Here is a 25008-nt window from a genome sequence, read left to right as displayed (position 1 = left end):
GTTTTGTCAGTTGAAGTTCGGCGAAGCGTTCGACGCGCCGGCCTGCTGGATATCGGCCGCCGCCGCCGCTGACATATCGCCGATACGACGAACCGCACCCGCCTCGACCAACCCGCCGAGCGCCTTCTGCATCAGATCGACCGCATTGGCGAAAGCATCGACAGGCATGATGATGCGCTGGCGGAAGACCGGCTTCGGGTTGTTGTTGTCGTCACGATCGGTTGCCGAAAGCGACATCAGGTCGATGCGCACGATCGTTCCCGTAATGGTGATTTCGCCGATGCCGTCTGCGTAAAGTTCGTTGCTCATTGTTCTCTCCTCCGTTGATAATCAATACGTCTTCACTTAAGGCGCTTCACGTTCCTCAGAACACTCTAACCATTTGAATGTAAAGGGATATGTCCGTGCTGCCAGGCTGGAAACGGGTCGCGAATGCCGACGGCGGTCTGCGGATCGAAACCCGTCTCCTCTCCGATCAGGCAATAACCGAGAGCGGCGCGGATCGCTTCCTCGTCGAAGCCGGAACCGATGAAGACGAGCTCCTGGCGGCGGTCTCCCCAGACATCGTCCCAATGCCGGTCGATGAGCTGGCGGAACTGCGGAAAGCGCGGCCATTGTACCCGCGGCACCGAGGCCCACCAGTAGCCCCTGGTCTCGATGCGGCACTGGGTGCCGGCAATCGACAGAAGACCGATCTCATCCGGCCTCGTCGCCAGCCAGAAATGGCCCTTTGCGCGGATGAGGCCCGCCCATTTCCGGTCGAGGAATTCCTTGAGCCTCAGTGGATGGAAGGGCCGGCGGTTGCGATAGACGAAGCTTCTTATGCCGTATTCCTCGGTCTCCGGCACATGATCGCCCCAGCCGAAGAGTTCCTTGTGCCAGAGCGGATGGCGGGCGGCCTTCGCCTCGCTGAAGAGGCCGGTATCCAGGATCGCGCCAAGCGGCACCTGGCCGAAAACCGCCTCGACGACCTGAGCACCCGGATTGAGCGCCGCGACGACCCGGCGAACCTCAGCAAGGTCGACGCACGGCACGTCGCCTGCCTTGTTGATGATGACGACATCGGAAAATTCGATCTGCTCTACGAGCAGTTCCACGAGCTTGCGGTCATCATGACCGTCACGCCTTTCGCCGCGATCGGCAAGGAACTCGGCGCTCTGATAGTCGGTGAGAAGATTGACCGCATCGACGACGCAGACCATCGTGTCGAGACGCGCCACGTCGCAGAGGGCCGCCCCGTTCTCGTCGCGGAAGGAGAAGGTGGCTGCGACCGGCAGCGGTTCGGCAATGCCGGTGCCCTCGATCAGCAGATAGTCGAAACGGCCGGCGGCTGCGAGCCGGCGCACTTCGCTCAGGAGATCGTCGCGCAGGGTGCAACAGATGCAGCCGTTGGTGAGCTCTACCAGCGTCTCGTCGGTGCGCGAAAGATCTGCTCCCCCCTCGCGTACGAGCTCGGCATCGATGTTGACCTCGCTCATATCGTTGACGATGACAGCAACCCGGCGGCCCTCCCGATTGCTCAGGACATGATTGAGGACAGTCGTCTTGCCGGCGCCGAGAAACCCGGCGAGAACCGTTACTGGCAATCTGTTGTCTGCACCCATCATCGAAACTCTCACTCTTTACAGCATGCCTGGCCTTACATCCTCGCGGGCTTTACGCCGCAAGCTGTGGTTTGAAGGCCACATCCACATAGTAGTTCGTGCTGTTATAGCTGGCCGTCGGGAACAACCCGCTCGCCCCGTAAGCATAGACGCCGTTGCTGCCGCCAAGCGCCTTGAGATCGCCATTCGTCACGTCGCTGGCAAAGTAATTTCCGGTCGCGGAATAATTGCCGTTGGTCGAGTAGGAGACGACATAGGTCGTATCTGCCTGGATGGCGATCTGCTGGCTAAGCTGCGCGGTCTGCCAGCCGCTCGCCGTCTCGTTGTTGAAGGTGACGCTGCCGAGCAGAGTGCCGGATGCCGTCCACAGATAGCCATTGTGCGGGCCGGTATTGTCGGCGCCCTTGTAGAAGCGGATGGAGGTGATCCAGCCTGACGTGTCGGCCTGGAATTTCATGCCGAGATTGACCTGCTGGTTGTCGTTGACCGAGACGACCGAAGGCGTCGCGTTGGCGGCAAAGAGATTCTGCTCCGGACCGGCGGCCCCGTTGCTGATGGTAAGCGCCACCTGAGCTGAGGCCGTGCCGCCCTTGCCGTCCGAGATCGTGTAGCTGAAGCTTGCCGACCCCGAATAGCCTGCAGTCGGCGTGAAGGTCACCGTCTGGGCCTGGGCATCGTAGGCGACCGAGCCGTTGACCGCACCGCTGACGCCAGTGATCGTGAGCGGATCGCCATCGCCATCGCTGTCGTTTGAGAGCAGCGCCGAGGCCTGGATGGTGATCGGCGTGCCGGTATTGGTCGTAAAGCCGCTGTCATTGGCCGCGACCGGGACCGCATTCTGTGTGCCCTGCTGATAAAGCACGTCGACCCAGTAATTGCTCGCATTGTAGGAAGCAGTCGGGAACAGGCTGCCCGAGCCATAGGCATAAAGGCCGTTGCCGCCGCTCGTCGTACTCGATGGCGCCGTCAGCGCACCGTTTGTGTGGTCCGTCGTAAAGTAGTTCGCCGTTGCCGAATAAAAGCCGTTCGAATGGTAGCTCGCCACATAAGTGGCGCCGGCGGCAACATTGATCGGCTGGGTGAAGGAAACCGTCTGCCAGCCGCTCGCCGTCTCGTTGATGAAGGTCGCCTGGGCCAGAAGTTGGCCGCCCGCCGTCCAGAGCGAGCCGACATGCGCGCCGGTATCCTGGGTGCTCCTGTAATAGGTGAGCCCGGTGATCTGACCGCTGGCGGACGCGATGAACTTGACGCCGAGTTCGACCGAGTTGGGGTCATTGGCGGCGGCAACCCCCGACGTATCTGCGCCGGTGAACAGACTTGACGTCGGGCCGCCCGCGGGTGGCGTAGCCACATTGAGGCTGACCGTTGCGGATGCCGTTCCGCCGAACCCGTCCGAGATCGAATAGGAGAAGCCTGCCGCACCCGTATAACCGGCCGTCGGTGTGAAAGTGACGGACTTTGTCTGGCTGTTGAAGGTGACAGTTCCGTTGACCGCACCATTGACGCCGGTGATGCTGAGCGGGTCGCCATCGGCATCGGTGTCGTTTGCAAGCAGGCTCGCTGCGGCAATCGACAGCGCGGTGCTGGAATAGGTCGTGTAGCCATTGTCATTGGCGGCGACCGGCAGCGCGTTGCTTGTCTGGTTGTAGACGACATCCACCCAGTAGTTCGACGACTGGTAGCTGGAGGTCGGGAAACCGGTGCCCTCGGCAAAGACGCCATTGCTGCCGGCAAGCGCCGTCAGCGCGCCGTTGGTGTGGGCTGAGGTAAAATAGTCCGATGTCGCCACATAGGAGCCTGTCGTGTGGTAGGAGGCGACATAAGTCGTGCCGGCCGCGATATGCACCGGGTTGGTGAATGTCGCGGTCTGCCAGCCGCTCACCGATCCGCTGTCGGCGAAGGTCACGGTCGCGACCAACGTGCCGTCGGCCGACCAGAGAGAGCCGGTATGGGCGCCGGTATCGCCGACCACCTTGTAGTAGCGAATGCCGGAAATCATGCCGCTGGACGAAGCGACGAACCTCATCCCGAGTTCCAGCGACTGACCTTCGTTGAAGCTTGCGCCCGTCGGCCCTTCGGTTGAAGTAAACAGTGTTTCCCCGGTGGGACCCGGGTTCACGGTGAGGCTGACGCTGCCCTGATCCGTGCCGCCGCGCCCGTCCGACAGCGTGTAGGTGAAGCTTGCAGGGCCCGAATAATTGTTGGTCGGCGTGAAGATGACGGTGCCGTTCTGGCTATTGAGCGCCACCGTGCCGTTGACGGCATTCCCGACAGCCGAAATCGTCATCGCGTCGCCATTGGGATCCGTGTCGTTACCGATGAGCGAGGCGATCGATATGACAACGCTGTCGTTGCGGGTGATGGTCAGCCCGGCATCATCGATCGCAACCGGCGCGCTGTTGGGCCCGGCATCAAAGACCACGTCGACCCAATAGTTGGTGCCGGTGCCGGGGCTCTGGCCGGGGAATGTGCCGGCGTTCTCGCCGTAGGCGAAGACGCCGCCGCCATCGACGGCCTTCAGCGCTCCGCTGGCATAGGTGCTGCCAAAATAATTCCCGGTCGCGGAATAGTACCCATTCGTGTGATAGGAGGCCACATAGGTCGTGCCGGCGGCAATCTGAATTGGCGAGGAGAACATCACCGTCTGCCAGCCGGAGAGTGATTCGCCGACCGAGACACCCGTTGCCAGCAGCGTCCCGTCGGCGCTCCAGAGGCTGACGGCATGGTCGCCGATATTGTAGAAGCCCTTGTAGAAGCGGATGCCCTGAACGGAGCCGGCCGTCGTCGCCTGGAAGCGCAGGCCGAGCTCGACGGAATCGCGATCGATCGCCGTTTCGACAGCGGGCTTGTCCGCCAAAGTCCAGAGGCCCTGCGTGCCCGGCAGGGTGACGGTGACCTGCTTGCCAGCCGATGGCGTCTCCATGTTGACACTGTCGTCAACAGCGCGCGACAGGATCTTATAAGTGCCGCTTGCCTGGACGACCCAGTTATAGCTCCAGCTCTCGCGGCCGGTGGCCTTGAACCAGTGCTGGCCGCCATCGGTCGAGACTTCAACGCCGGCAATGATGCCGCCGCCGAAATCCTGCGCCGTACCGGTGATCGTCACATGCTGGCCTTCGAGGAAACTTGCACCGACGATTGGCGAAGTGACCGACGAGGTGGGTTTCAGCGTGTCGGTCGATTGGGTCGCCAGGATCAGGCTCGCATCCAGCGTGGTCGGCTGGATGCCCATGTCCGCGAACATGTTGACCATCGCCTGCTGGACGTTGCTATCGGTCGACGTGGCCGGGCCTTGGTGGTTGTCACTCAGGCCCCAGGACCAGAAGACGGTGCCGGCGCCGAAAACCAGCGCGCCGCTTTCCGCCCGGTACATGGTCAGGCTATGGGTCGCCACCCCATCGCCGACCGTCGTGCCGTAATCGCGCAGATAGGTGCTCACAGCGATGGAGGAGAGCGAGAGGTTGATCAGCCCATCCGGCCGGAAGCCGTTCTCGACATCCGAATCCCATTCATAGCCGAGCAGGTTCTGCACCAGATTGTAGGTATCGCCCTCCTGCAGCTCGGCGACATCGGTGTTGCGCCAGAAGCGCAGGTTGGAATAGTCGTAGGGGATGGAGATCGTATCCTGGCGGTAGCTGTCCACCTGGAACATCGTGCCGGTCAGCGAATTTTCCGGCTCTTGACCGGCATCGGCATAACGCGGATCGCGCCAGGTGCCGGTGCCGACATTGCTCGGATCGGTGCTCGTGCCCCAGGTCTCCTTGTAGCAAACCATGGTGCGATAGGCCTGGCCACTGCCGTCGATGCTGCTTTCCCAGCGAACCTTCCAGTAGCACTCGTTGCCGCTCCAGAAAGCGAGGTTGACGCCGGCATCGCGGGCGGCCTCGACATTGGCGCGCTGTTCGGCAGACCAGTATTCGTCATGCCCGACGGAGAGATAGGCATCGTGGTTGAGCAGCAGTGTGCCGCTGCGCGCCGCATCGACGCCGGATATATAGGAAACGTCGTACCCGTTCTGCTCCAGCCACGAGATGGCGGAGGATTCGACGCCGAAGACGTAATCGTGCGAGCCGCCGATCGGGCTCGTATTAGTGATGATCGGGCGGTTATAGCTGACGGCCGAGGCGCGACCGATCGCCTGTAGGCCGCAGCTGCAGTTCGGCGGCAAGTAGCCAATCATGGCGGCCGGATCGACTGGCACTTCGCCGTAGTAGAGGCTGGCGCCGCCCCAGGCATTATAGGCCTGCCAGGTTGTGTCCGACGTCTGGAAGACGATATCGCTGGTTGAGGCATCGTCGCGCACGACGAAGGGGATGATACTTGCATCCTCGGTGCCATCCTCGCGCACCAGCTTGGCGAAGTAGACGCCGGAAACCGCGTCCGTCGGAATCTGCCAGCTGGCAGAAGCAGACCAGTTGCCGCAATCGATAAGGCCGAGCGACATGTCGACGATCGGATGCGGCTGGATCTGCGCCGTGGTCAGCTGCTGCTCGATCGAGTCGACCTTGCGCGCGCCGTCGCCGCCATAATAGCCCATGCGGTAGATGTCGATGCGGTAGTGGGTGGAATCCGTAGCGATCTTGAAATCGACGGTCTGGCCGATATTCGTGCTGATTTCGGTGGCGAAGCCCTGGATGGTGCCGCCGCCGTCGCCCTCCAGACCCCACTCGCTGATCGGGTTGCCCTGCTTCAGGTTCTCGAGCGCGATCTTGTTGGGCGTCGCCGCGGCCGCTGCAGCCCCCACCGGCGCGGCCAGTGCTGTCGGGGCCGCGGTCGTCTCGGCAGAAACGTCCTGGCTCGGCTCCACTGAAATGGATGCTACCGAGGCCTGAAGGCGCAACGAAGCCGTGCCGACACTGGTGGGAGAACTGACCGGCGCCGTTGCGCTGCCGGTATCGGCATCACTGGTAACACCCGTAAGCGCGGGGGCGGCAGGCAGCGTCGCCGCCTCCTCGGCCGGATCCGGGCCAAGCACCGTGCGCTTAGATGGCGAGGACGGCGTCTGAAAGACCGTTGCAGCCGACGCCGTCTTCGTGGACGTGTCCTGCGTGCCGCCATCGGCAGCAGGGGCCGGCATCGCCGTCGACGATGCCGGGGACGATTGCATGTCGCCGGATGATATCAGGGACGATGTGACCGTGCCGGTGAAGGAGGATTGGACGGTTGCGCTGCCCTGATTGGCAAAGCTCGGGGCGCCGTCAGTACTCCTCGACGATACGACCGTCGCGGAGGCCAGGACTGCGCTCCAGGCAGAGGATGCACGAAGGACACTCAACGCTCCACCAAATGTACACAGGTACTCACGATTACTGACATGAATTCTCCGCATCAGCGGCGTCCCCTTCCGCATCGGCCGGCCCTTCGACCGCTGTAGCAAGACGTTCATTCTGGCACCTTTGCGAAGGGAATGTACGACAGCAATCCGGGGTATGTGGGAGGTAGCCCCTACTCCAATGTGATGACCCTCACAGCATACCGGCCGACAAGGCCCCAAAGTTGCCGACGGCTCCTGGCAAGTGGCTGACGCTGGGAAAAGGAATTCTGCGCTGGTCCGGCTGGCCTAGCCGCTCAACTCGAAAGTCGTCCTGCGCCGCGTGTTACCAGGCCGGAAACGGATCTTCGAGGCTAGCCCAGTCGCGCGGATCGGCGCTGGCGAGGCACCCGTCCAGCGCGGTCCGCACACCCGTCTCGTCCATATCAACGCCGATAAATACTAGTTCCTGCCGACGGTCGCCCCAAGCGCTGTCCCACCGGCTCTCGAGATGCTGACGAAACTGCTGATGGCTCGGCCAGTCCTGTCGGGGCACGGCTGCCCACCAAAGTCCCATGGGTTCGCAGCGCCGCTGGATCCCGGCAGCCGACATCAGCCCCACATGACGCGGGCGCGTGGCAAGCCAGAAATGGCCCTTGGCGCGCAGCACCCCCGGCCAGGGCTCGTCCAGGAATGCCCGAAACCGCGTAGGATCGAAGGGACGCCTGGTGCGATAGACAAAGCTCGAAACCCCGTATTCCTCCGTTTCCGGAACATGCTCATCCGGGCTGTACAATTCCTTGTGCCACAGGGGATGCGCAGCTGCCTTTGCTTCGTCGAAGAGGCCTGTATCGAGGACGGTTGAAAGAGAAATCTTGCCGAAATCCGTCTCCAGCTGGAGCGCATCCGGGTTGAGAGACGTCACGATCTTGCTCACCTCGGCGCGAACCTCTTCGGTCGCGTCTGAGATCTTGTTGATCACGACGACATCGGCAAACTCGATCTGATCCACCAGAAGGTCGATAAGTGTGCGCCGGTCCTCACCGTCGCGCTGCAGGCCGCGGTCGGCGAGCAGATCGGCACTGCTGTAGTCGGCCAACAGGTTTGCCGCGTCGACCACGGTGACCATTGTATCGAGCCTGGCAAAATCGGCGAGCGAGACGCCGTTCTCGTCGCGGAAGGAAAAGGTTGCCGCAATGGGGCGTGGCTCGGCAATGCCGGTGCCTTCGATCAACAGATAGTCGTATCGCTGCTCTTCGGCCAGCCGTCGTACTTCCGTCAGGAGGTCGTTGCGCAGGGTGCAGCATATGCAGCCGTTGCTGAGCTCGATCAATGTCTCCGTCGTATGCGACAGGTTGCAGCCGCCGTCTCGAATGAGACTGGCGTCTATGTTCACCTCGCTCATATCATTGACGATAACGGCGACCCGCAGGCCCTCACGGTTATTCAGGACGTGGCTGAGGAGCGTCGTCTTGCCGGCGCCGAGGAAGCCGGCCAGCACGGTTACCGGCAGCCGCTCGATCCTTTTCATCGGCATTCCTTGAGGGCGCTCGGTCGGAGCGCCCCTCGCTGCGACCAGCATTTGCGTCTTATCAGCCTCATTCGAAAACTGGTCCATAACCTTTGCTTCATCCGGCGAGCTGCGGCCGGAAGACCACGTCGGCATAGTAATTCGATGAATCGTAGGTGTTGGTCGGGAAGAGACCTGTGGTGGCGGATCCGCCATACGCATAGACACCGTTGCCACCGGCGACCGCGCTCGATTGCGCCGTCAACGGACCGTTGGTGACGGCACTGGCGAAGAAGGCGTCAGTTGCCACATAGCCTCCGGTGGTGTGATAAGACGCGATATAGTTGGTATTGGCGGCGATGGTGACCGGGGTTGAGAAGTTGACCGTCTGCCAGCCGCTGGCGGTGGTGTTGGTGAAGGTGGCGGTGGCGAGCTTGGTGCCCGTCGTGGTCCACAGGTCGACGACGTTCTGGCCGTTGTCGTTGGCGCTACGGTAGAACTTGATGCCGGTAACGTCACCGGCAACATTCGACTGGAACTTGACGCCCAGTTCGAGCTGCTGACCATCGTTGAGATTGGTCTGGGTCGGTGTGCTGGAGGCGTTGAACAGACTGTAGGTCGTTGCCGCCGTCGAGGCGGCGATATTGAAGTTCTCGTTGGCGGCAAGGCCGCCAAGGTCCGTCGCCGTGACCTTGACGCCGTAGGTGCCAGCCGTCGTCGGCGTACCGGAGAAGGTCCGCGTCGTGGCATTGAAGCTCAACCAGGCGGGCAGCGCCGTGCCATCGGCGGCCGTTGCCGAATAGGTCAGCGTCTCGCCGCTGTCGACATCGGTGAAGGTCGTCGTCGGCAGCACGAAGGAGAAGGCGGAGCCGACGGTGGCATTCTGAGCGGCCGTCTGGACCGCCAGCACCGGCGCATCATTGGCGCCATGGATGGTGACGGTCAGGTTTGCCGTGGCGGTGGCCCCGGCGCTATCGCGCATCGTATAGCTGAAGACATCGTTCAGCGTGTTGGTGGACAGGCGCAACGCCTGCACGGCGGCATTACTCTCGTTGATCGCATAGGTATAGGCACCCGATGCATTAAGCACGAGACTGCCATAGGTGCCGGCGAGTGCTGAGCCGAGCGTGCCTGATGTCGCACCAAAGACCACTGCCGTGACGGTCTTGGTGTCACCGGAATCTGGATCGGTGTCGTTGGTCAGCACATTGCCGCTGGCAACCACGCCGCCCGAACCATTGGCCACCCCGCCCTTCTCGGTCGCATTCCCCGTATCGGCAACCGCCGTCGGCGGCGTATTGCCAGGCGTCGACACGGCGATGTTGAAGCTTTCGTTGGCGGCAAGGCCGCCAAGATCTGTCGCCGTGACCTTGACGCCATAAGTGCCGCCTGCCGTCGGCGTGCCGGAGAAGGTCCGGGTCGAGGCATTGAAGGAGAGCCAAGACGGCAATGCCGTGCCATCGGCAGCCGTTGCCGAATAGGCCAGCGTCTCGCCGCTGTCGACATCGGTGAAGGTCGTCGTCGGAACGACGAAGGAGAAGGCCGTGCCGACGGTGGCATTCTGGGCGGCCGTCTGGACAGCGAGCACCGGCGCATCATTGGCGCCATGGATGGTGACGGTGAGATTGGCCGTGGCGGTGGCGCCGGCGGTGTCGCGCATCGTATAGCTGAAGACTTCGCTCAGCGTGTTGGTGGACAGGCGTAGCGCCTGGACGGCGGCATTGGTCTCATTGATCGCATAGCTATAGGCGCCCGATGCATTGAGCACGAGACTGCCATAGGTGCCGGCGAGTGCCGTGCCGAGCGTGCCCGACGTCGCGCCGAACTTGATTGCGGTGACCGTCTTGGTGTCGCCGGCATCCGGATCGGTATCGTTGGTCAGCACGTTGCCGCTGGCGACCACGCCGCCCGAACCATTGGCCACCCCGCCCTTCTCGGTCGCATCGCCCGCATCGGCAACCGCCGTCGGCGTCGTGTTCGGCGTTGTCGATGCCGGCCGGAAGACCACATCGGCATAGTAATTGGCGGCGTTGTAGGTGGCATTCGGGAAAATGCCAGCGGTAGCGGAGCCGCCATAGGTGTATACGCCGTTGCCGCTGGCCGCCGCCGTCAACGGGCCGTTTGTGACGGCCGCCGTAAAGAAATTGTCGGTCGCGACGTAGGCACCGGTGGTGTGATAGGAGGCAACGTAGGTCGTGTTGGCAGTAATCGTGACCGGGGTTGAGAAGTTGACCGTCTGCCAGCCGCTGCCGGTGGTGCCGGCGAAGGTGGCGGTGGCGAGCTTGGTGCCCGTCGTGGTCCACAGGTCGACAACGTTTTGGCCGTTGTCGTTGGCGCTGCGATAGAACTTGATGCCGGTAACGTCGCCGGCAACGTTCGATTGGAACTTGACGCCCAGTTCGAGCTGCTGACCATCGTTGAGATTGGTCTGGGTCGGTGTGCTGGAGGCGTTGAACAGGCTGTAGGTCACGGCCGCCGTCGAGGCGGCGATGTTGAAGGTTTCGTTGGCGGCAAGGCCGCCAAGATCCGTCGCCGTGACCTTGACGCCGTAGGTGCCAGCCGTCGTCGGCGTACCGGAGAAGGTCCGCGTCGTGGCATTGAAGCTCAACCAGGCGGGCAGCGCCGTGCCATCGGCGGCCGTTGCCGAATAGGTCAGCGTCTCGCCGCTGTCGACATCGGTGAAGGTCGTCGTCGGCAGCACGAAGGAGAAGGCGGAGCCGACGGTGGCATTCTGAGCGGCCGTCTGGACCGCCAGCACCGGCGCATCATTGGCGCCATGGATGGTGACGGTCAGGTTTGCCGTGGCGGTGGCCCCGGCGCTATCGCGCATCGTATAGCTGAAGACATCGTTCAGCGTGTTGGTGGACAGGCGCAACGCCTGCACGGCGGCATTACTCTCGTTGATCGCATAGGTATAGGCACCCGATGCATTAAGCACGAGACTGCCATAGGTGCCGGCGAGTGCTGAGCCGAGCGTGCCTGATGTCGCACCAAAGACCACTGCCGTGACGGTCTTGGTGTCACCGGAATCTGGATCGGTGTCGTTGGTCAGCACATTGCCGCTGGCAACCACGCCGCCCGAACCATTGGCCACCCCGCCCTTCTCGGTCGCATTCCCCGTATCGGCAACCGCCGTCGGCGGCGTATTGCCAGGCGTCGACACGGCGATGTTGAAGCTTTCGTTGGCGGCAAGGCCGCCAAGATCTGTCGCCGTGACCTTGACGCCATAAGTGCCGCCTGCCGTCGGCGTGCCGGAGAAGGTCCGGGTCGAGGCATTGAAGGAGAGCCAAGACGGCAATGCCGTGCCATCGGCAGCCGTTGCCGAATAGGCCAGCGTCTCGCCGCTGTCGACATCGGTGAATGTCGTCGTCGGAACGACGAAGGAGAAGGCCGTGCCGACGGTGGCATTCTGGGCGGCCGTCTGGACAGCGAGCACCGGCGCATCGTTGGCGCCATGGATGGTGACGGTGAGATTGGCCGTGGCGGTGGCGCCGGCGGTGTCGCGCATCGTGTAGCTGAAGACTTCGCTCAGCGTGTTGGTCGACAGGCGTAGCGCCTGGACGGCGGCATTGGTCTCGTTGACCGCATAACTATAAGCGCCCGATGCATTGAGCACGAGACTGCCATAGGTGCCGGCGAGCGCCGAGCCGAGCGTGCCTGACGTCGCGCCGAACTTGATTGCCGTCACCGTCTTGGTGTCGCCGGCATCCGGATCGGTATCGTTGGTCAGCACGTTGCCGCTGGCGACCACGCCGCCCGAACCATTGGCCACCCCGCCCTTCTCCGTCGCATCGCCCGCATCGGCAACCGCCGTCGGCGTCGTGTTCGAGCTCGGCGTGGTAAACATCACATCGACCCAATAATTCGTCGACTGGAAAGTGCTCGTGGGGAATAGGCTGCTGCTGCCATAGCGGTAGACGCCGTTGCCGCTGGCTGGCGCCGTGAGTGGACCGCTGGTCACATTTGAGGTGAAGTAGCCGGTGGTCGTCGAATAGTGACCGCTATTCGTATGGTAAGATGCAGTGTAGGTTTGCCCGACCGTCAGCGAAACCGGACTGGTGAAGTAGGCGGTCTGCCAGCCACTGGCTGTCTCGTTCGTGAAGGTGAGGGTCGCAAGCCGCGTGCCGGTGCTCGACCATAATGAACCGGTGTGCGTTCCCGTATCGAGGTCGCCCTTGTAGAAACGTATGCCGGTGACCGTACCTGCCAAGGAGGTCTGGAATTTGACGCCGAGTTCAACGGCCGAGGTGTCGTTGGTGTTGACGACCGCTGGTGTCGCCGAACCGAAGAGAGAGGTGTAACTCGGCCCGCTGACGGTGACCGTCCGACCCGCCGAGGGTGTTTCCAGGTTGACGTTATCGTCGACTGCGCGTGACCGGATGGTGTAGGTCCCCGCTGTCTGCGGCGACCAGGTGTAAGTCCAGTTCTCATCGCCCGTTGCCGGATGCCAGCTCGCCCCGTTGTCGGTCGAAACCTCCACCGCGGCGATGACCCCTCCTCCCGAATCGGTAGCGGTGCCGGTAATCGTCACGGTGGATCCAACAGCCGCCGTGGCGGGCACCGTGATCACCGAGGTCGGTGCGGAATGATCCGACGAAGCCGTTGCCGCGACGAGCCCGGATTGCAGCGTTCCTGGCTGAATCCCCATGTCGGCAAGCAGATTGACCATCGCCTGTTGAACGCGGGGATCGGTCGGGGTCGCCTGATTGTCGTGATTGTCACTCAGGCCCCATGTCCAGTAGACGGTGCCGGCGCCGAACACCAGTGCACCGCTCGGCGCACGATAGAGCGTCAGATTGTGGGTCGCGGTCGCATTGCCGGTCGTGTTTCCGTAATCGAGCAAGTAGGTGCTGACCGGCAGCGTCGTCGACGACAGCTTCACGAGGCCGGCTGGATCGAAGCCGTTGTCGACCGCTTCGTCCCATTCGTAACCGAGATAGTTCTTGGTGAGCGTTGCCGTCTGGCCAGGCTGAAGATTGGCGACGCTCGTATTGCGCCAGAAGCGCAGGTTCGCGTCGTCATATCCGACCGTGATCGCGGCGAGATTGTTGCCGACATCGTCGACCTTGAACAACTGGCCGGTCAGTGAGTTTTCCGGGTTTCCGCCGCCGATGGCAGGTGGGCTGAGACGCGGATCCCGGAAGGTGCCCGTCCATTCGTTGGAAGGATCGATGCTGGCGCTGGGCGACCATGTCTCCTTGTAGGAGATGAGGGTCCGATAAGGCGTTCCGTCGGCGCTGTAGGCATTGCCCCAGCGGGTGCGCCAATAGACCTCGTTGCCGCTCCAGAACATCAGGTTGACGCCCGCGTCGCGCGCGGCTTCGACATTGGTCCTCTGCTGTCCCGACCAATATTCGTCGTGCCCGGCATCGACATAGGTCTTGTGATTGAGCAGGAGACTGCCATAGCGGTCGACGTCGACGCCCGACAGATAGGAGACGTCATAACCGTTCTGTTCCAGCCAGTAGATGCCCGCATATTCGGCGCCGAACAGAAAGTCCTGCGGGCCGGCATAGGTGCCGACTCCGCCGCGGGTCGCAATCGGCCTGTTGTAGCTGACCGCATAGGCGCGACCAGCGCCCTGACCCGTCGCCGGGCCGTTGCCGCCATAGAAGTTTGCGCCGCCCCAGCCGTTGTAAGCTTGCCAGGTCTCGTCTGCGGTCTGGAAGACGATGTCGCTGTGGCTGTCATCGTCGCGCACGATGAACGGGATCTGATTTTCGCCGGAGGTGCCATCCTGGCGCACGAGCTTGGCGATATAGACGCCTGAGACGGCATCATCAGGTACGGTCCACGAAGCCGAGACCGCCCAGTTGCCGGCATCGACCGTGCCGGTCGTGGCATTGCGCAACGGATTGGGCTGGGTCTGCAATCCGGTATGCTGCATTGTCGCGACCTTGCGCGCGCCCATGCCGCCATAATAGCCGAGTCGATAGATATCGATCCGGTAGTTGGTGGAATTCGTGTTGATCTTGAAGCTGATCGTCTTGCCGTTGTCGACGCTGATATCGGTCGCAAACCCTTCGATGTTGGAGCTGCCGGCACCGTCGATGCCCCACTCGCTTTCCGGATTGCCCTGCTTCTGGTTTTCCAGGACGATCGCGTTGCTGGCCGCCGCCGCAGCGGCCGCCAGATTTTGCGTCGTCAACGAGCGCTGCGCAGAAGGTTGAGGCGTCGTCGTCACCGAGCCGGAAAGGATGCCGACACCGTTGGTGGTGGTGCCCTTTCCGGTCTCTCCGCCGCCGGGCAACGATCCGCTCAGGGCCGTTGATTCTGTCCATGTTGCGGTTCCGCGCCAGCCCGAGAGAGGAGACAGGTTACGATCGAGAAGCGGGTCGCTGACCGAGGCTCCGATGGCCTTCTTGATCGCCTCCGCATAGTCCGGCCCATCGGTCAGTCTTGTTCCCGGCAACTGACCATCTTGCTGAAGCAGGGCGCCGCCATGGGCGTAATCGAGAATCCGTGTGGGGGACGTATAGTAGCCGCAACCGCACACACCAAAGGGCATGCCCACCGCCAGTGCATTTGCACCAGCATGCTGCACGGTCGACTGCGCCGACGGCGTCGATTCGAGAATGACGACCTTGCCCGAGTGCGCACGCTCGCTGGCGAGGGTGGCAGAATCGTGCCCCGACGGAGAGGGCGAAGGGCTTTGCGGCAGATACGGCGCCAAAGGATCGTCGCCTATGAGGTTCATGCCAGCGTAGGTGCGATAAAGGGATGATGCCGCCCCGAATGCAACTCCGTTCGCGTTCCCCTCGAAAGGGGCAAAATCCGGCGAATGAGCTGACACAACGGACGCGGCTCTATCAGCGCTTCGCTCTCCGATTTCGCGATTGATTGTGAAAGCGTCGGGCAAGGGCGGCGCGACGAGGCTGTCGTCGGCCCGACCATGAGCGTCACCGTTTGCGCCGGCGCGCTGCCCAACCTCATGTTCGTTAAGCGCCCCGTCCTTATGGAGATCGCCGACCATGTAGGCCTGCTTGTTTCCATCCGAGGTTTGCACCGCTGCCGCGAGTTGAGCATCATCCCCGTGCTTTCCGGCAGGCTTGCGCGGCCTTTCTTTTCCGCCGACGGTCAACCATCGGGGAACCAGCGAATCCAGCAGGAGTGAGCGCGAAGTCCACCGGCGAGCGTTGCGATACATGGCAGGTACCTCGCAAGATTGTCAGGGTCAAATCTATATCGCTTAAACGCGAAGCTCTGAAGTATAGTCGAAAATTGGCAGACTATATCCTACGCCTTTCGCTCTACTGGCGGCATCCTTTGGGCAAGCGGCCGTGTTGCGTCGCCCACGCGATGGCTCAGATGCGCGAGGGCGGAGACCCGTCGATTCCTGGGCACGGCTCGCAGGCGCAAAGATAGCCAAGCGGCGGGTTATCATGCGGAAAAACCCACGATCCCGAACATAAAGGCGCTGCCGGAAAGGTTGCACTTTGCCGAAGAGCGCACCCATTTCTGCGTGCAGAACCTGTTGATTTTCCAAGATAACGTCTGTGGATCGCACCGCCGATATATGTTTCTACTCAATTTAGGCTGAAGCACCCTCCCCGCCTCATCAATATTGATGTGGCAAAGCAAACGACCTCCACCTTCCTCAAGGCTTCACCAGACTGCACACTGGCGATGCAGCTTCGGAATTGGCTTCCGGCGTTCGAGCAGAGTTCAAAGTATCGTATCAGCGTCCGTGTAAGAATGTTTTGCAGGCGAGACATGTATATGAATCTATCGCACCGCGCCCCCGCGTGTTCTTTCGCGCGACGTTCGTCGTCAGCGCACTCGTCTTTCTCGCCGGGGCTGTGTCGCCCGCTGCCGCCGACAGCTCCCCCTTGGCTCCACAAACGAGAATCCGCCTGACGATCGTCCAATGGATCCAGTCCAAAGGCCAGTTTGAGCGATGGGACGGGATTGGCGGCGACTATACGGTTTCGGATGCAGGGACGGTCTCCCTGCCCTTTCTGGGGTCGCTGTCGGTCGGAAATCTGGACAATGCGAGCCTTACCAATGAGATTGCCAAGCGCCTTCAGGCGAAGATGGGTCTGGCCCAGGCACCTGCAGTGACTATCGATATCCTCGACTATCCCTCCATTTACGTCGTCGGAGACGTGATGGCGCCGGGAGAATACAAGTTCCGCTCCGGCCTCAGCGTCCTGCAATCCCTGGCGATGAGCGGCGGCCCGTTGCGGGCGGCGGCGCAGCAGCAATCGCAGACGATCAGGCTTGCCGGCGACCTGCAGGAAATCGACCATTCGCTGCTGCGCAGTTCGGCAAAGCTGGCGCGGCTGCAAGCGGAGATGGCCGGGGAGAAAGAGATCACCTTCGATCAACCGCCCGCTACCGATCGGCAATATGCCGAGAGTCTCTACCAGGAGGAGCGGGTCATCTTTCAGGCCCGTGCAAACGCGCTGGACAAGCAGTCCGTGGCCCTCGTCGAGTTGCGCAATCTCTTGACGGCGGAAATCGACACATTGGAAGAAAAGCTGAAAGGCTCCGATGACAATATCCAGTCGGTCGAAGAGCAACTGACGAGCGTGAAGACGCTGGTCCAGAAGGGCCTCACGATCACCTCACGCCAGATGGATCTGGAACGGTTGCTCACCACCTATCGTTCCGACCGGCTCGATCTCGTCACCGCCATCATGCGTGGCCGCCAGGCGATCAACGAGACGACGCGCAATCTCGAGGGACTTTCCGACACTCGCCGCAGCGAGATCGCATCCGAGGTGCAGGCGGAAAAAGCCAATCTCGATCAGCTGAAATTGAAGCGCGACACCACGCAACAACTGCTTCTCGAAGACGTGTCGAACGGCGCCAACGTGAAAAGGCGCGTTGAAGACCTCCCCTGACGTTCGTCGTGAACCGGCGGGACAAGGGTGAGGTCAATCAATTCCAGGCCTCCGAAACAACCGAGCTAGCGCCGGGCGACGTGGTCAGGGTAACCCGGGCCCGCATCGGCGATGCGCCGTCCGAAGACGCCGCAGCCCTGCCTGTTCAGACCGAGGCGCATATCAGTCAGGTAAGCCGGTGATAAGCGAAAAGCATGTGCTGCAATCGAGCCTGCAGCGGGGATTGAACGCTGGCACGGAAAACACGGCTAGGGGCTTCCGATGACTTTGCGCATGACCCCACCCGGCAGCCAGACCTACACTGAAATCCTCAGGTCGACGGTGCTGATGGGTGGCGCCTCGCTCGTGAATGTCGCACTCAGCATTATCAGAAACAAGGCGATGGCCGTCCTGCTCGGGCCGGAAGGCATCGGGCTTATGGGACTTTATAGCTCGATTGTCGATATCGCGCAGTCTATCGCGGGTCTGGGCGTCGGCGGCAGTGGCGTGCGCCAAGTCGCGGAGGCAGCCGGCACCGGCGACGCAGCGAGGATTGCCCAGTCGGCGACCGTACTGAGACGCATATCGGTGGTGCTGGCGCTACTTGGCGGGCTTCTCCTCGCCGCCTTGGCATATCCCGTCTCAGGTTTCACGTTCGGTGATTACCAGCATGTCGGTGGCATTGTGCTGCTGTCGCTCGCCGTTTTTTTCCGGCTGGTGTCTGCGGGGCAGAGCGCATTGATCCAGGGCCTGCGCGGCATTGCGGATCTTGCCCGCATCAACGTGCTTGCCGGGCTCTTCGGTACAGCCGTGAGTATCCCTTTGATCTACCTGTTCGGGGTCCAGGCGATCGCACCGTCGCTCGTGGTCATTGCAGCTGCCTCGATCCTTCCGACCTGGTGGTACAGCCGGCGGCTCTTCCCGCATCCCTCGTCAATGCCGACGCGCCAGTTCAGCCGGGAGGTATCGGCGCTGCTCCGGCTCGGTTTCGTCTTCATGGCAAGCGGGCTTCTGACCTTCGGTGCGGCCTATGCCATCCGCCTCATCGTGCTCAAGGAGGGCGGCGTCACGGCGGCGGGACTGTATCAAGCGGCCTGGGGCCTCGGCGGTCTATATGCCGGTTTCATCCTGCAGGCCATGGGAACGGATTTCTATCCGCGCCTGACCGCAACGATCGACAACAGCGCCGAATGCAATCGGCTGGTCAATGAACAGGCGGAAATCAGCATGCTGCTCGCCGGTCCCGGCCTGCTCGGCACGCTGACGCTCGCGCCGCTGATGATGAGCCTGTTCTATTCGGCGGAATTTCACGGAGCAGTCGAGCTTCTGCGCTGGATCTGCCTTGGCATGATGCTGCGGATTATTTCTTGGCCGATGGGTTTCATCGTCGTGGCGAAGCGGACCCAGGCGATTTTCTTCTGGACGGAGGTTGCGGCGGCGGTCGTGCATGTAGGACTTGCCTGGCTCTTCGTATCGCTGCTTGGTACGCGCGGAGCCGGCATGGCGTTTTTTGGCCTCTATGTCTGGCACAGCATCCTGATCTATGTGATCGTGCGGAAGCTGACCGGTTTTCGCTGGTCCGCCGCCAATCGCAGACACGCGCTGCTCTTCCTGCCCGCATCGGGACTGGTATTCCTGATGTTCTCGATTTTGCCGCTATGGCCGGCGACGGTGATGGGTTTCGTCGCCGTCGTTCTCTGCGGTCTATATTCGCTGCGCATGCTGGTCGACCTGCTTCCGCCGGAATCCGTGCCGGCAATCATCCGCGAATGGATCACGAAGACAGCATAACGAACAATGCGCGCATCCGAAGATACGCGCATTGTTCGTTATGCTGATTGTTCTCAGGCGACAGCGACATCCCTGGCGCGTTGCACACTGACGGCTCCGACGGTCGCGTCCGCAAGGGCGGCGCGAAGTGCCTCGACAACCCGGTCCATCTCAGACACCGTCATCTGGGCATAGAGCGGCAGGATGATCGTTTGCTGCTGCGCAGATACGCTTCGCATCAGGCTCGTGGCGGCGCGGTAGGAGCTCTCACCCGAATAGGCTCCCTCCAGATGAATGTTCATCACGCCACGCCGGGTCGCGATACCCTGATCGAGCAGGATCTGCATGACCGCCCGCTGGTCGACCGTGTCGGGCAATCTCAGACAGAAGCTCTGCCAGTTGCTGCGAGCCCAGCGTGGTTCGGCCGGGAGAGAAAGCCCTGCAATCGTCTGCAGACGTTGGCAATATTGCTCGGCAAGCAGCCTGCGCTGGGCAACCAACTCCGGCAGCCGCCGCAGCTGCTCACGTCCGACGGCCGCCTGAAGATCGGTCATCCGGTAATTGTAACCCAACTCGTCATAGTCTTCGAAGATCACCTGCCTCGAGCCGTGACGGACGGCATCCGTGACGCTCATGCCGTGCTGGCGCCAGAGCCGGAACTTCCGGTCATATTCGGGATTGGCCGTGGTCAGCATGCCGCCATCGCCCGTGGTGACCACCTTCCTGGGGTGGAAGGAGAAGCATGCAATGTCGCCATGCGCTTTGCCGATCTTTTCCCAACGCCCGTCCCACAGGATTTCGCTTCCCGTCGCACAGGCCGCATCCTCGATGACCGGTATCTGATGGCGCTTGCCGATCTCGACGATGGCGCGGAGATCGCAAGGCATGCCGAGTTGGTGCACGCAGAGAATTGCCTTGGTGCGGGGCGTGATCGCCCTTTCGATCAGGCTGGCGTCGATGTTGTAACCACCGTCTTCGATATCGACGAAAACGGGCACAGCATCGCAGTATCGAACTGCGTTTGCGGTCGCGATGAAAGAATGGCTGACCGTGACGACTTCATCGCCGGCGGATACGCCGACCGCCTTCAGCGCCAGATGCAACGCAGTTGTGCAGTTGGACATGGCGCAAGCATGCGTGGCGCCCACGAAGGCAGCGAATTCACGCTCGAAAGCCGCGACCTCCGGCCCCTGTGTCACCCATCCGGACAGAATGACGCGGCGCGCAGCTTCAGCCTCTTCCTCTCCAAGGACGGGTTTGGCGACAGGAATTGTAGCCGGAATTGTGGATTGAGATGAACTCATGCTGCCTGCCCCCCTGCGTCGGTCTGCATTTGCCACCAGGCAACGAGATCACGAAGCCCTTGCTCCATGGAGATCTCCGCCTTGAAACCGAGGAGCCGTTCGGCCTTGCTGATATCGGCAAGACGACGAGTCACGCCGTTGACCGTGCGGGCTTCTTTGTGCTCCGGCTCTAGTGAAGAACCCATAATGTCGCTCAGCATCTTCGCGAGTTGCAGCAGGCTTATTTCCTTGCCGCTCGCGACGTTGAACACTTCGTCCGTGACATCGCTTTTCGCGGCCAAAATGTTTGCGCGGGCGATGTCGCGGGCATCGACGAAGTCCATCGTCTGGCTACCGTCCCCATAGATGAGGGGCGGCATTCCCGCCACCAGGCGCTCCATCCAACGGATCAGAACTTCCGTATAGGCGCCGTAAACGTCCATGCGCGGCCCATAGACGTTGAAATAACGGAGCGCGACATAGCGCAGACCGTACATTTCCGCAAAGCTGCGCATCAGCCCCTCGTTGAATACCTTCGCCGCGCCGTAGATCGTCCGGTTGTTGTAGGGATGATGCTCTTCGGTCGTGGGAAAGCTCTCGGCCAGCCCCAAAACGGAAGCCGAGGAAGCAGCGACCACCTTCGAGACACCTGCCTTGACGGCAGATTCGAGAACGTTGAACGTGCCCTCCGCAAGGACATCAAAAGCCAGTCGTGGCTCTTCCGCGCACTGCGTGATGCGGATGGCGGCCTGATGAAACACAATATCGACGCCTTCGAAGACTTTTGCCAGAAGCGCTCTGTCGCGGATATCTCCCTCGATGATGTTAACGTACCCGCTGGCTATTGCCGTGCTGAGATTATCCCGGCGTCCGCGCACGAAGTTGTCGAGAATGATGATCTCACGCGGTCTTTCCAATGCGACGAGATCGGCAATATGCGACCCGATCAGGCCGGCTCCGCCGGTAATGAGCACCCGTTGATTTCTCACGATCTTCCTCCATGCGATATATCCAGCACAGGATCAGCCTCCGTGCGCCAGCGTATGAACTTCGCCGGCACCCCGGCGACAACTGAAAACGGCTCGACATCTGAGACGACAACGGCGCCCGCACCGACGATCGCGCCTTTGCCGATGGTCACGCCGGGAAGTATTGTGGCATTGGTACCTATGTCGGCCCATGCGCCGATACGGACCGGCTTGATTTCGAGATCCGTGCGGATGATCGGCACATCCACCGGCAGGGCCGTGTGGCTCGAGCCAAGCACCTTGGCGCCGGGTCCCCAGCCGACACAATCCTCGATCACCAGGTCGCGCGCGTCGAAATAGGCCATCGGCCCGATCCAGACATTGTCGCCGATCACGCAGGTACCGTCGAAGCGTCCCTGGATATAGGCCTGGGCGCCAATGAACACGCCATTGCCGATTTCGAAAGTTTCCGGATGCTTGAAACCGGCACCGCCTGCAACCTGCAATCCTGTGCCGCAGCTCCGCGCGATGGCTTGCCAGATGGCTTTTCGCATCAGTGTATCGATGACACCGTCCCCGGCCGCGAAACGACCGTAGAGCTCGATCAGGCCGGCGCGCCCATAAGATTGCCTGAGTTCTTCGGCCAACCCAGCCTGGTAGGTCGGGTCCGCCAGCCTTTCGTGACGGCCATGGACCGCCTGCACGACCCGGGCCTCGCCGGCACGACTAGCTGACATAGGCGTACTCCAACGCGGCGGCCACCTGATCGACGTGCCGCGCCGGCATCTCGGGATAGATCGGCAGCGAGAGCACCTCCCGTGCGGCGGCTTCCGAGATTGGGAAATCGCCGGCCTGGTACCCAAGGTCGGCATGGGCCTTCTGGAGGTGAACGGGGATCGGATAGTGCAGCCCGGACTGGATGTCCTCCGCGCTCAGCACGCGCTGAAGCTCGTCGCGATCGCGGCTTCTGATGGCATAGACGTGGTAGACGTGGCGCCGGCCGGCGACTTCGACAGGCGTCCTCAAATTCGGCGAACCGCCGAGCAGCAGCGAGTAGCGGCGGCCATGGGCGCGCCGCGCTTCGGTCCAGGCTTCGAGATGCCGGAGCTTGATGCGCAGGATCGCCCCCTGAATGGCATCCATGCGGTAGTTGAAGCCCTTCAGCAGATGGTGATAACGCTGTTCCTGACCCCAGTCGCGCAGCATGCGCATCGTCTTGGCCTGATCGTCGCTGTTCGTGACGACGATACCGCCCTCGCCGCAGGCGCCGAGGTTCTTGCCAGGATAGAAGCTGAAGCAGCCGGATGCGCCGATGCTGCCGGCGCGCGCGCCTTTGTACTGTGCTCCGTGCGCCTGGCAGGCGTCCTCGATGACCGGTATCCGGTGGTGGTCGGCAATGGCCTTGATCGCGTCCATATCGGCCATCTGACCGTAGAGATGGACGGGAATAATGGCCTTGGTTCGGGGAGTGATCTTTGCCTCGAGCTGAGCCGGATCCATCGTCAACGTCACAGGCTCGACATCGACGAACACCGGTCGTGCACCTGCGTAGCAGATCGCCGACACAGTCGCGACGAAAGTAAACGGCACGGTAATGACCTCATCGCCCGGGCCGACGCCTGCAGCGAGCAGCGACAGATGCAGGGCGCTCGTCCCGGTGTTGACGGCTATCGCATGTTTGACGTTGCAATAATCCGCGAATTCCTGTTCGAGCCGGGCGACCTCCTCGCCCAGTATGTATTGTCCCGAGGCGAGCACGCCGAGCACGGCGGCGTCGATTTCGCTCTTGATCGATTGATATTGTGCTTTGAGGTCCAGGAACGGGATCATGCAATGCGCCTCGCCTCTTCGAGCTCGATGATGCGACCGCGCTGGGCGAGCGACCGGCTTGCGGCTTCAAGTGTGCGAACGACACGCAGCCCGGCCTGGCCATCGGTAATGGGCCGCGAATTCTGCTCGATGCAATCGACGAACTGATCCAGTTCGCGTTTCAACGCTTCGGTCATATCGAGCTTGGGCGCCCACATGTCGCCGCTGCGATAGCCGACCATCATCTGATGCACCTTCTCGCCGTAGGCCTGAGAATTCGGGTTCAGCGTGATGCCCTTGTCGTAAACCTTGATCTTTTCGCTGGGCTCCAGATCGTCGTAGACGACCATCTTGTTGCTGCCGCCGATCAGCGTGCGGCGCACTTTGACCGGCGCCAACCAGTTGACGTGGATATGGGCGATAAGCTTGCTTTCGAAGAAAAGCGTCAGATAGGCGATGTTCTCCGGCTCGCCGAGCACGTGGCTCATGCCCGTCGCAGACACAGCCACCGGCCTTTCCTGGACAACATGGTCCAGGATGGACAGGTCGTGCACCGCAAGATCCCAGATAACGCTGACATCGTGCTGGAAAAGCCCGAGATTGACCCGAACCGAGTCGTAGTAATACATGTCCCCAAGGCCACTTTCGACCAGTTCGCGCATCTTGCGGACGGCGCCGGTGTGGACGAAGGTATGATCCACGGCCAGTACGAGGCGTCTGCGCGCGGCTTCCTCGACCATCCGGGCGGCTTCCTCCGTCGTCGACGCCATCGGCTTTTCGACAAACACATGCTTTCCGGCCATCATCGCCTGCATTGCAAGCTTGAAATGGGTCGAGACCGGCGTTGCGATGGCGATTGCATCCACTCTCGGATCGCGCAGAACTTCCTCGAAATTGTCGGTGATCGTCACCGCGGGATACCGGCTTTTAACAGCCGCCAACCGTTCGACATTCAGATCACAAACCGAAAGGAGCTGCGCGCCGGCCGCTTCCGAGATGTTACGAACCAGGTTCGGGCCCCAATACCCATACCCAACTACAGCAATGCCGATCATCGCATTCCTCCCAACACTTGCATGTCAACTGACCGGTCATGAACGCGACCGGTGATTCTCGCCGGAACGCCGGCAACAATGGCGCCGGCAGGCACATCCTTCGTTACAACCGCTCCTGCGCCGACCTGTGCGGCCTCGCCGATGGTCACGCCGGGCAGAATGGTGGCGTTGCTGCCGATCGATGCGTGGCGCTTGACCAGAGTGGGGATGACGACCCAATCAGCCTCCGTCTGCAGACTGCCGTCCGAATTGACGGCGCGCGGATAGATATCATTGGTGAACATGACCCCGTGGCCGATAAAAACGCCGTCCTCCAGCGTCACGCCTTCACAGAGGAAGGAATGGCTGGAGATCTTGCAGTCTTTTCCGACGAGGACGTTTTTCTGGATTTCAACGAAGGTGCCGATGCGCGTTCCCGCGCCGATCGTACAGCCGTATAGATTCACAAGATCCCGATGGTGGATAACGCAGCCGTCACCCAGGTTGACGTTCGATGCAATCATCCCAACTCGCCCCCTACGCTTCAACAGACCCTGACGTGGGTGAAACCGGCCATCGCAAGAATGCATGCAAGGTTTCGTTTCGTCAGAGCAAATATTTCCTTGCCTTCAAAAAGAATTGTTTTCTTCATCTGAGTAAAGAAACAAAACGTTGAAGCTCATTCACCTAAAGGCGTATCTGCTTACGAAAATTGGATGACGATCCCATGCGAACGTCTATAGCCATCGACCATCGGCAGCGGCAGGTCACGCGCCGATCAATCCTGGTCTTCCACGTCTAAGACGCCAAAATTCACATGGGTTTAGCGCATTCGACTAAATATATGTAGCAACCTGACGGGCCGCCATACAAATGAATTAGCCGAGATCGATCAATCTCAACTATGTAACCATTTGTATATTTGCGTGGAACTTATGTGTTGAGATAACCACT

The 25008-nt window shown here is 61.4% G+C and carries 13 protein-coding genes and 1 pseudogene; 3 read left to right on the top strand and 11 right to left on the bottom strand.

Annotated elements, in window-relative coordinates; all coding sequences use genetic code 11:
* Positions 1-6 precede the first annotated feature (6 nt).
* The 5 genes from ACS4RS_RS26925 to ACS4RS_RS26905 form a co-directional block, all read right to left on the bottom strand.
* A complete protein-coding gene (locus ACS4RS_RS26925; RefSeq protein ID WP_003595516.1) occupies positions 7-309 on the bottom strand; it encodes a hypothetical protein in 303 nt (100 codons plus the stop codon).
* Between the two features lie 65 nt (positions 310-374).
* Positions 375-1607, bottom strand: a complete 1233-nt coding sequence (locus tag ACS4RS_RS26920; RefSeq protein ID WP_449314042.1) for a GTP-binding protein — start codon at positions 1605-1607, stop codon at positions 375-377.
* Between the two features lie 49 nt (positions 1608-1656).
* The gene (locus ACS4RS_RS26915) at positions 1657-6990 is read right to left on the bottom strand and encodes a DUF4082 domain-containing protein (protein ID WP_439013079.1); all 5334 of its coding nucleotides are present in this window, start codon (positions 6988-6990) and stop codon (positions 1657-1659) included.
* A 211-nt stretch (positions 6991-7201) separates the two neighbouring features.
* Entirely contained in the window at positions 7202-8386 is a 1185-nt protein-coding gene (locus tag ACS4RS_RS26910) for a GTP-binding protein (protein ID WP_439013078.1), read from the bottom strand.
* 97 nt (positions 8387-8483) lie between these two features.
* Positions 8484-15062, bottom strand: coding sequence for a DUF4082 domain-containing protein (locus ACS4RS_RS26905; protein ID WP_439013077.1), 6579 nt, complete (start codon positions 15060-15062; stop codon positions 8484-8486).
* A gap of 195 nt (positions 15063-15257) precedes the next feature.
* Here ACS4RS_RS26905 and ACS4RS_RS26900 point away from each other — a divergent pair, with 195 nt between their 5' ends.
* The 3 genes and pseudogenes from ACS4RS_RS26900 to ACS4RS_RS26890 all read left to right on the top strand — a co-directional run bounded on the left by ACS4RS_RS26900 (position 15258) and on the right by ACS4RS_RS26890 (position 18981).
* Positions 15258-15479, top strand: a complete 222-nt coding sequence (locus tag ACS4RS_RS26900; RefSeq protein ID WP_439013076.1) for a hypothetical protein — start codon at positions 15258-15260, stop codon at positions 15477-15479.
* Positions 15480-16084: 605 nt separating this feature from the next.
* Positions 16085-17393, top strand: a pseudogene (locus tag ACS4RS_RS26895) (polysaccharide biosynthesis/export family protein).
* A 79-nt stretch (positions 17394-17472) separates the two neighbouring features.
* On the top strand, positions 17473-18981 hold the full coding sequence (locus tag ACS4RS_RS26890) for an O-antigen translocase (protein WP_439013075.1): 1509 nt from the start codon (positions 17473-17475) through the stop codon (positions 18979-18981).
* Positions 18982-19034: 53 nt separating this feature from the next.
* Here the strand turns inward: ACS4RS_RS26890 and ACS4RS_RS26885 are convergent, their stop codons facing one another.
* From ACS4RS_RS26885 to ACS4RS_RS26860, 6 genes are read right to left on the bottom strand one after another with little or no spacing between them, the layout of a single operon-like run.
* Positions 19035-20264: a DegT/DnrJ/EryC1/StrS family aminotransferase gene (locus tag ACS4RS_RS26885; protein WP_439013074.1), complete on the bottom strand. Its 1230-nt coding sequence runs from the start codon at positions 20262-20264 to the stop codon at positions 19035-19037.
* Entirely contained in the window at positions 20261-21232 is a 972-nt protein-coding gene (locus ACS4RS_RS26880; protein WP_439013073.1) for an NAD-dependent epimerase/dehydratase family protein, read from the bottom strand. The genes ACS4RS_RS26885 and ACS4RS_RS26880 overlap by 4 nt, the downstream gene beginning before the upstream one ends.
* A complete protein-coding gene (locus tag ACS4RS_RS26875) occupies positions 21229-21948 on the bottom strand; it encodes a DapH/DapD/GlmU-related protein (RefSeq protein ID WP_439013072.1) in 720 nt (239 codons plus the stop codon). The genes ACS4RS_RS26880 and ACS4RS_RS26875 overlap by 4 nt, the downstream gene beginning before the upstream one ends.
* On the bottom strand, positions 21938-23041 hold the full coding sequence (locus ACS4RS_RS26870) for a DegT/DnrJ/EryC1/StrS family aminotransferase (protein ID WP_439013071.1): 1104 nt from the start codon (positions 23039-23041) through the stop codon (positions 21938-21940). The genes ACS4RS_RS26875 and ACS4RS_RS26870 overlap by 11 nt, the downstream gene beginning before the upstream one ends.
* Entirely contained in the window at positions 23038-24075 is a 1038-nt protein-coding gene (locus ACS4RS_RS26865) for a Gfo/Idh/MocA family oxidoreductase (RefSeq protein ID WP_439013070.1), read from the bottom strand. The genes ACS4RS_RS26870 and ACS4RS_RS26865 overlap by 4 nt, the downstream gene beginning before the upstream one ends.
* On the bottom strand, positions 24072-24578 hold the full coding sequence (locus ACS4RS_RS26860) for a DapH/DapD/GlmU-related protein (protein WP_439013069.1): 507 nt from the start codon (positions 24576-24578) through the stop codon (positions 24072-24074). The genes ACS4RS_RS26865 and ACS4RS_RS26860 overlap by 4 nt, the downstream gene beginning before the upstream one ends.
* Positions 24579-25008: the final 430 nt, after the last annotated feature.

Source organism: Rhizobium sp. F40D2 (assembly GCF_051810745.2).
Taxonomy (GTDB): domain Bacteria; phylum Pseudomonadota; class Alphaproteobacteria; order Rhizobiales; family Rhizobiaceae; genus Rhizobium.
The sequence above is the reverse complement of the archived record's forward strand: the minus strand, read 5'-3'. Positions and strand labels throughout refer to the sequence as shown.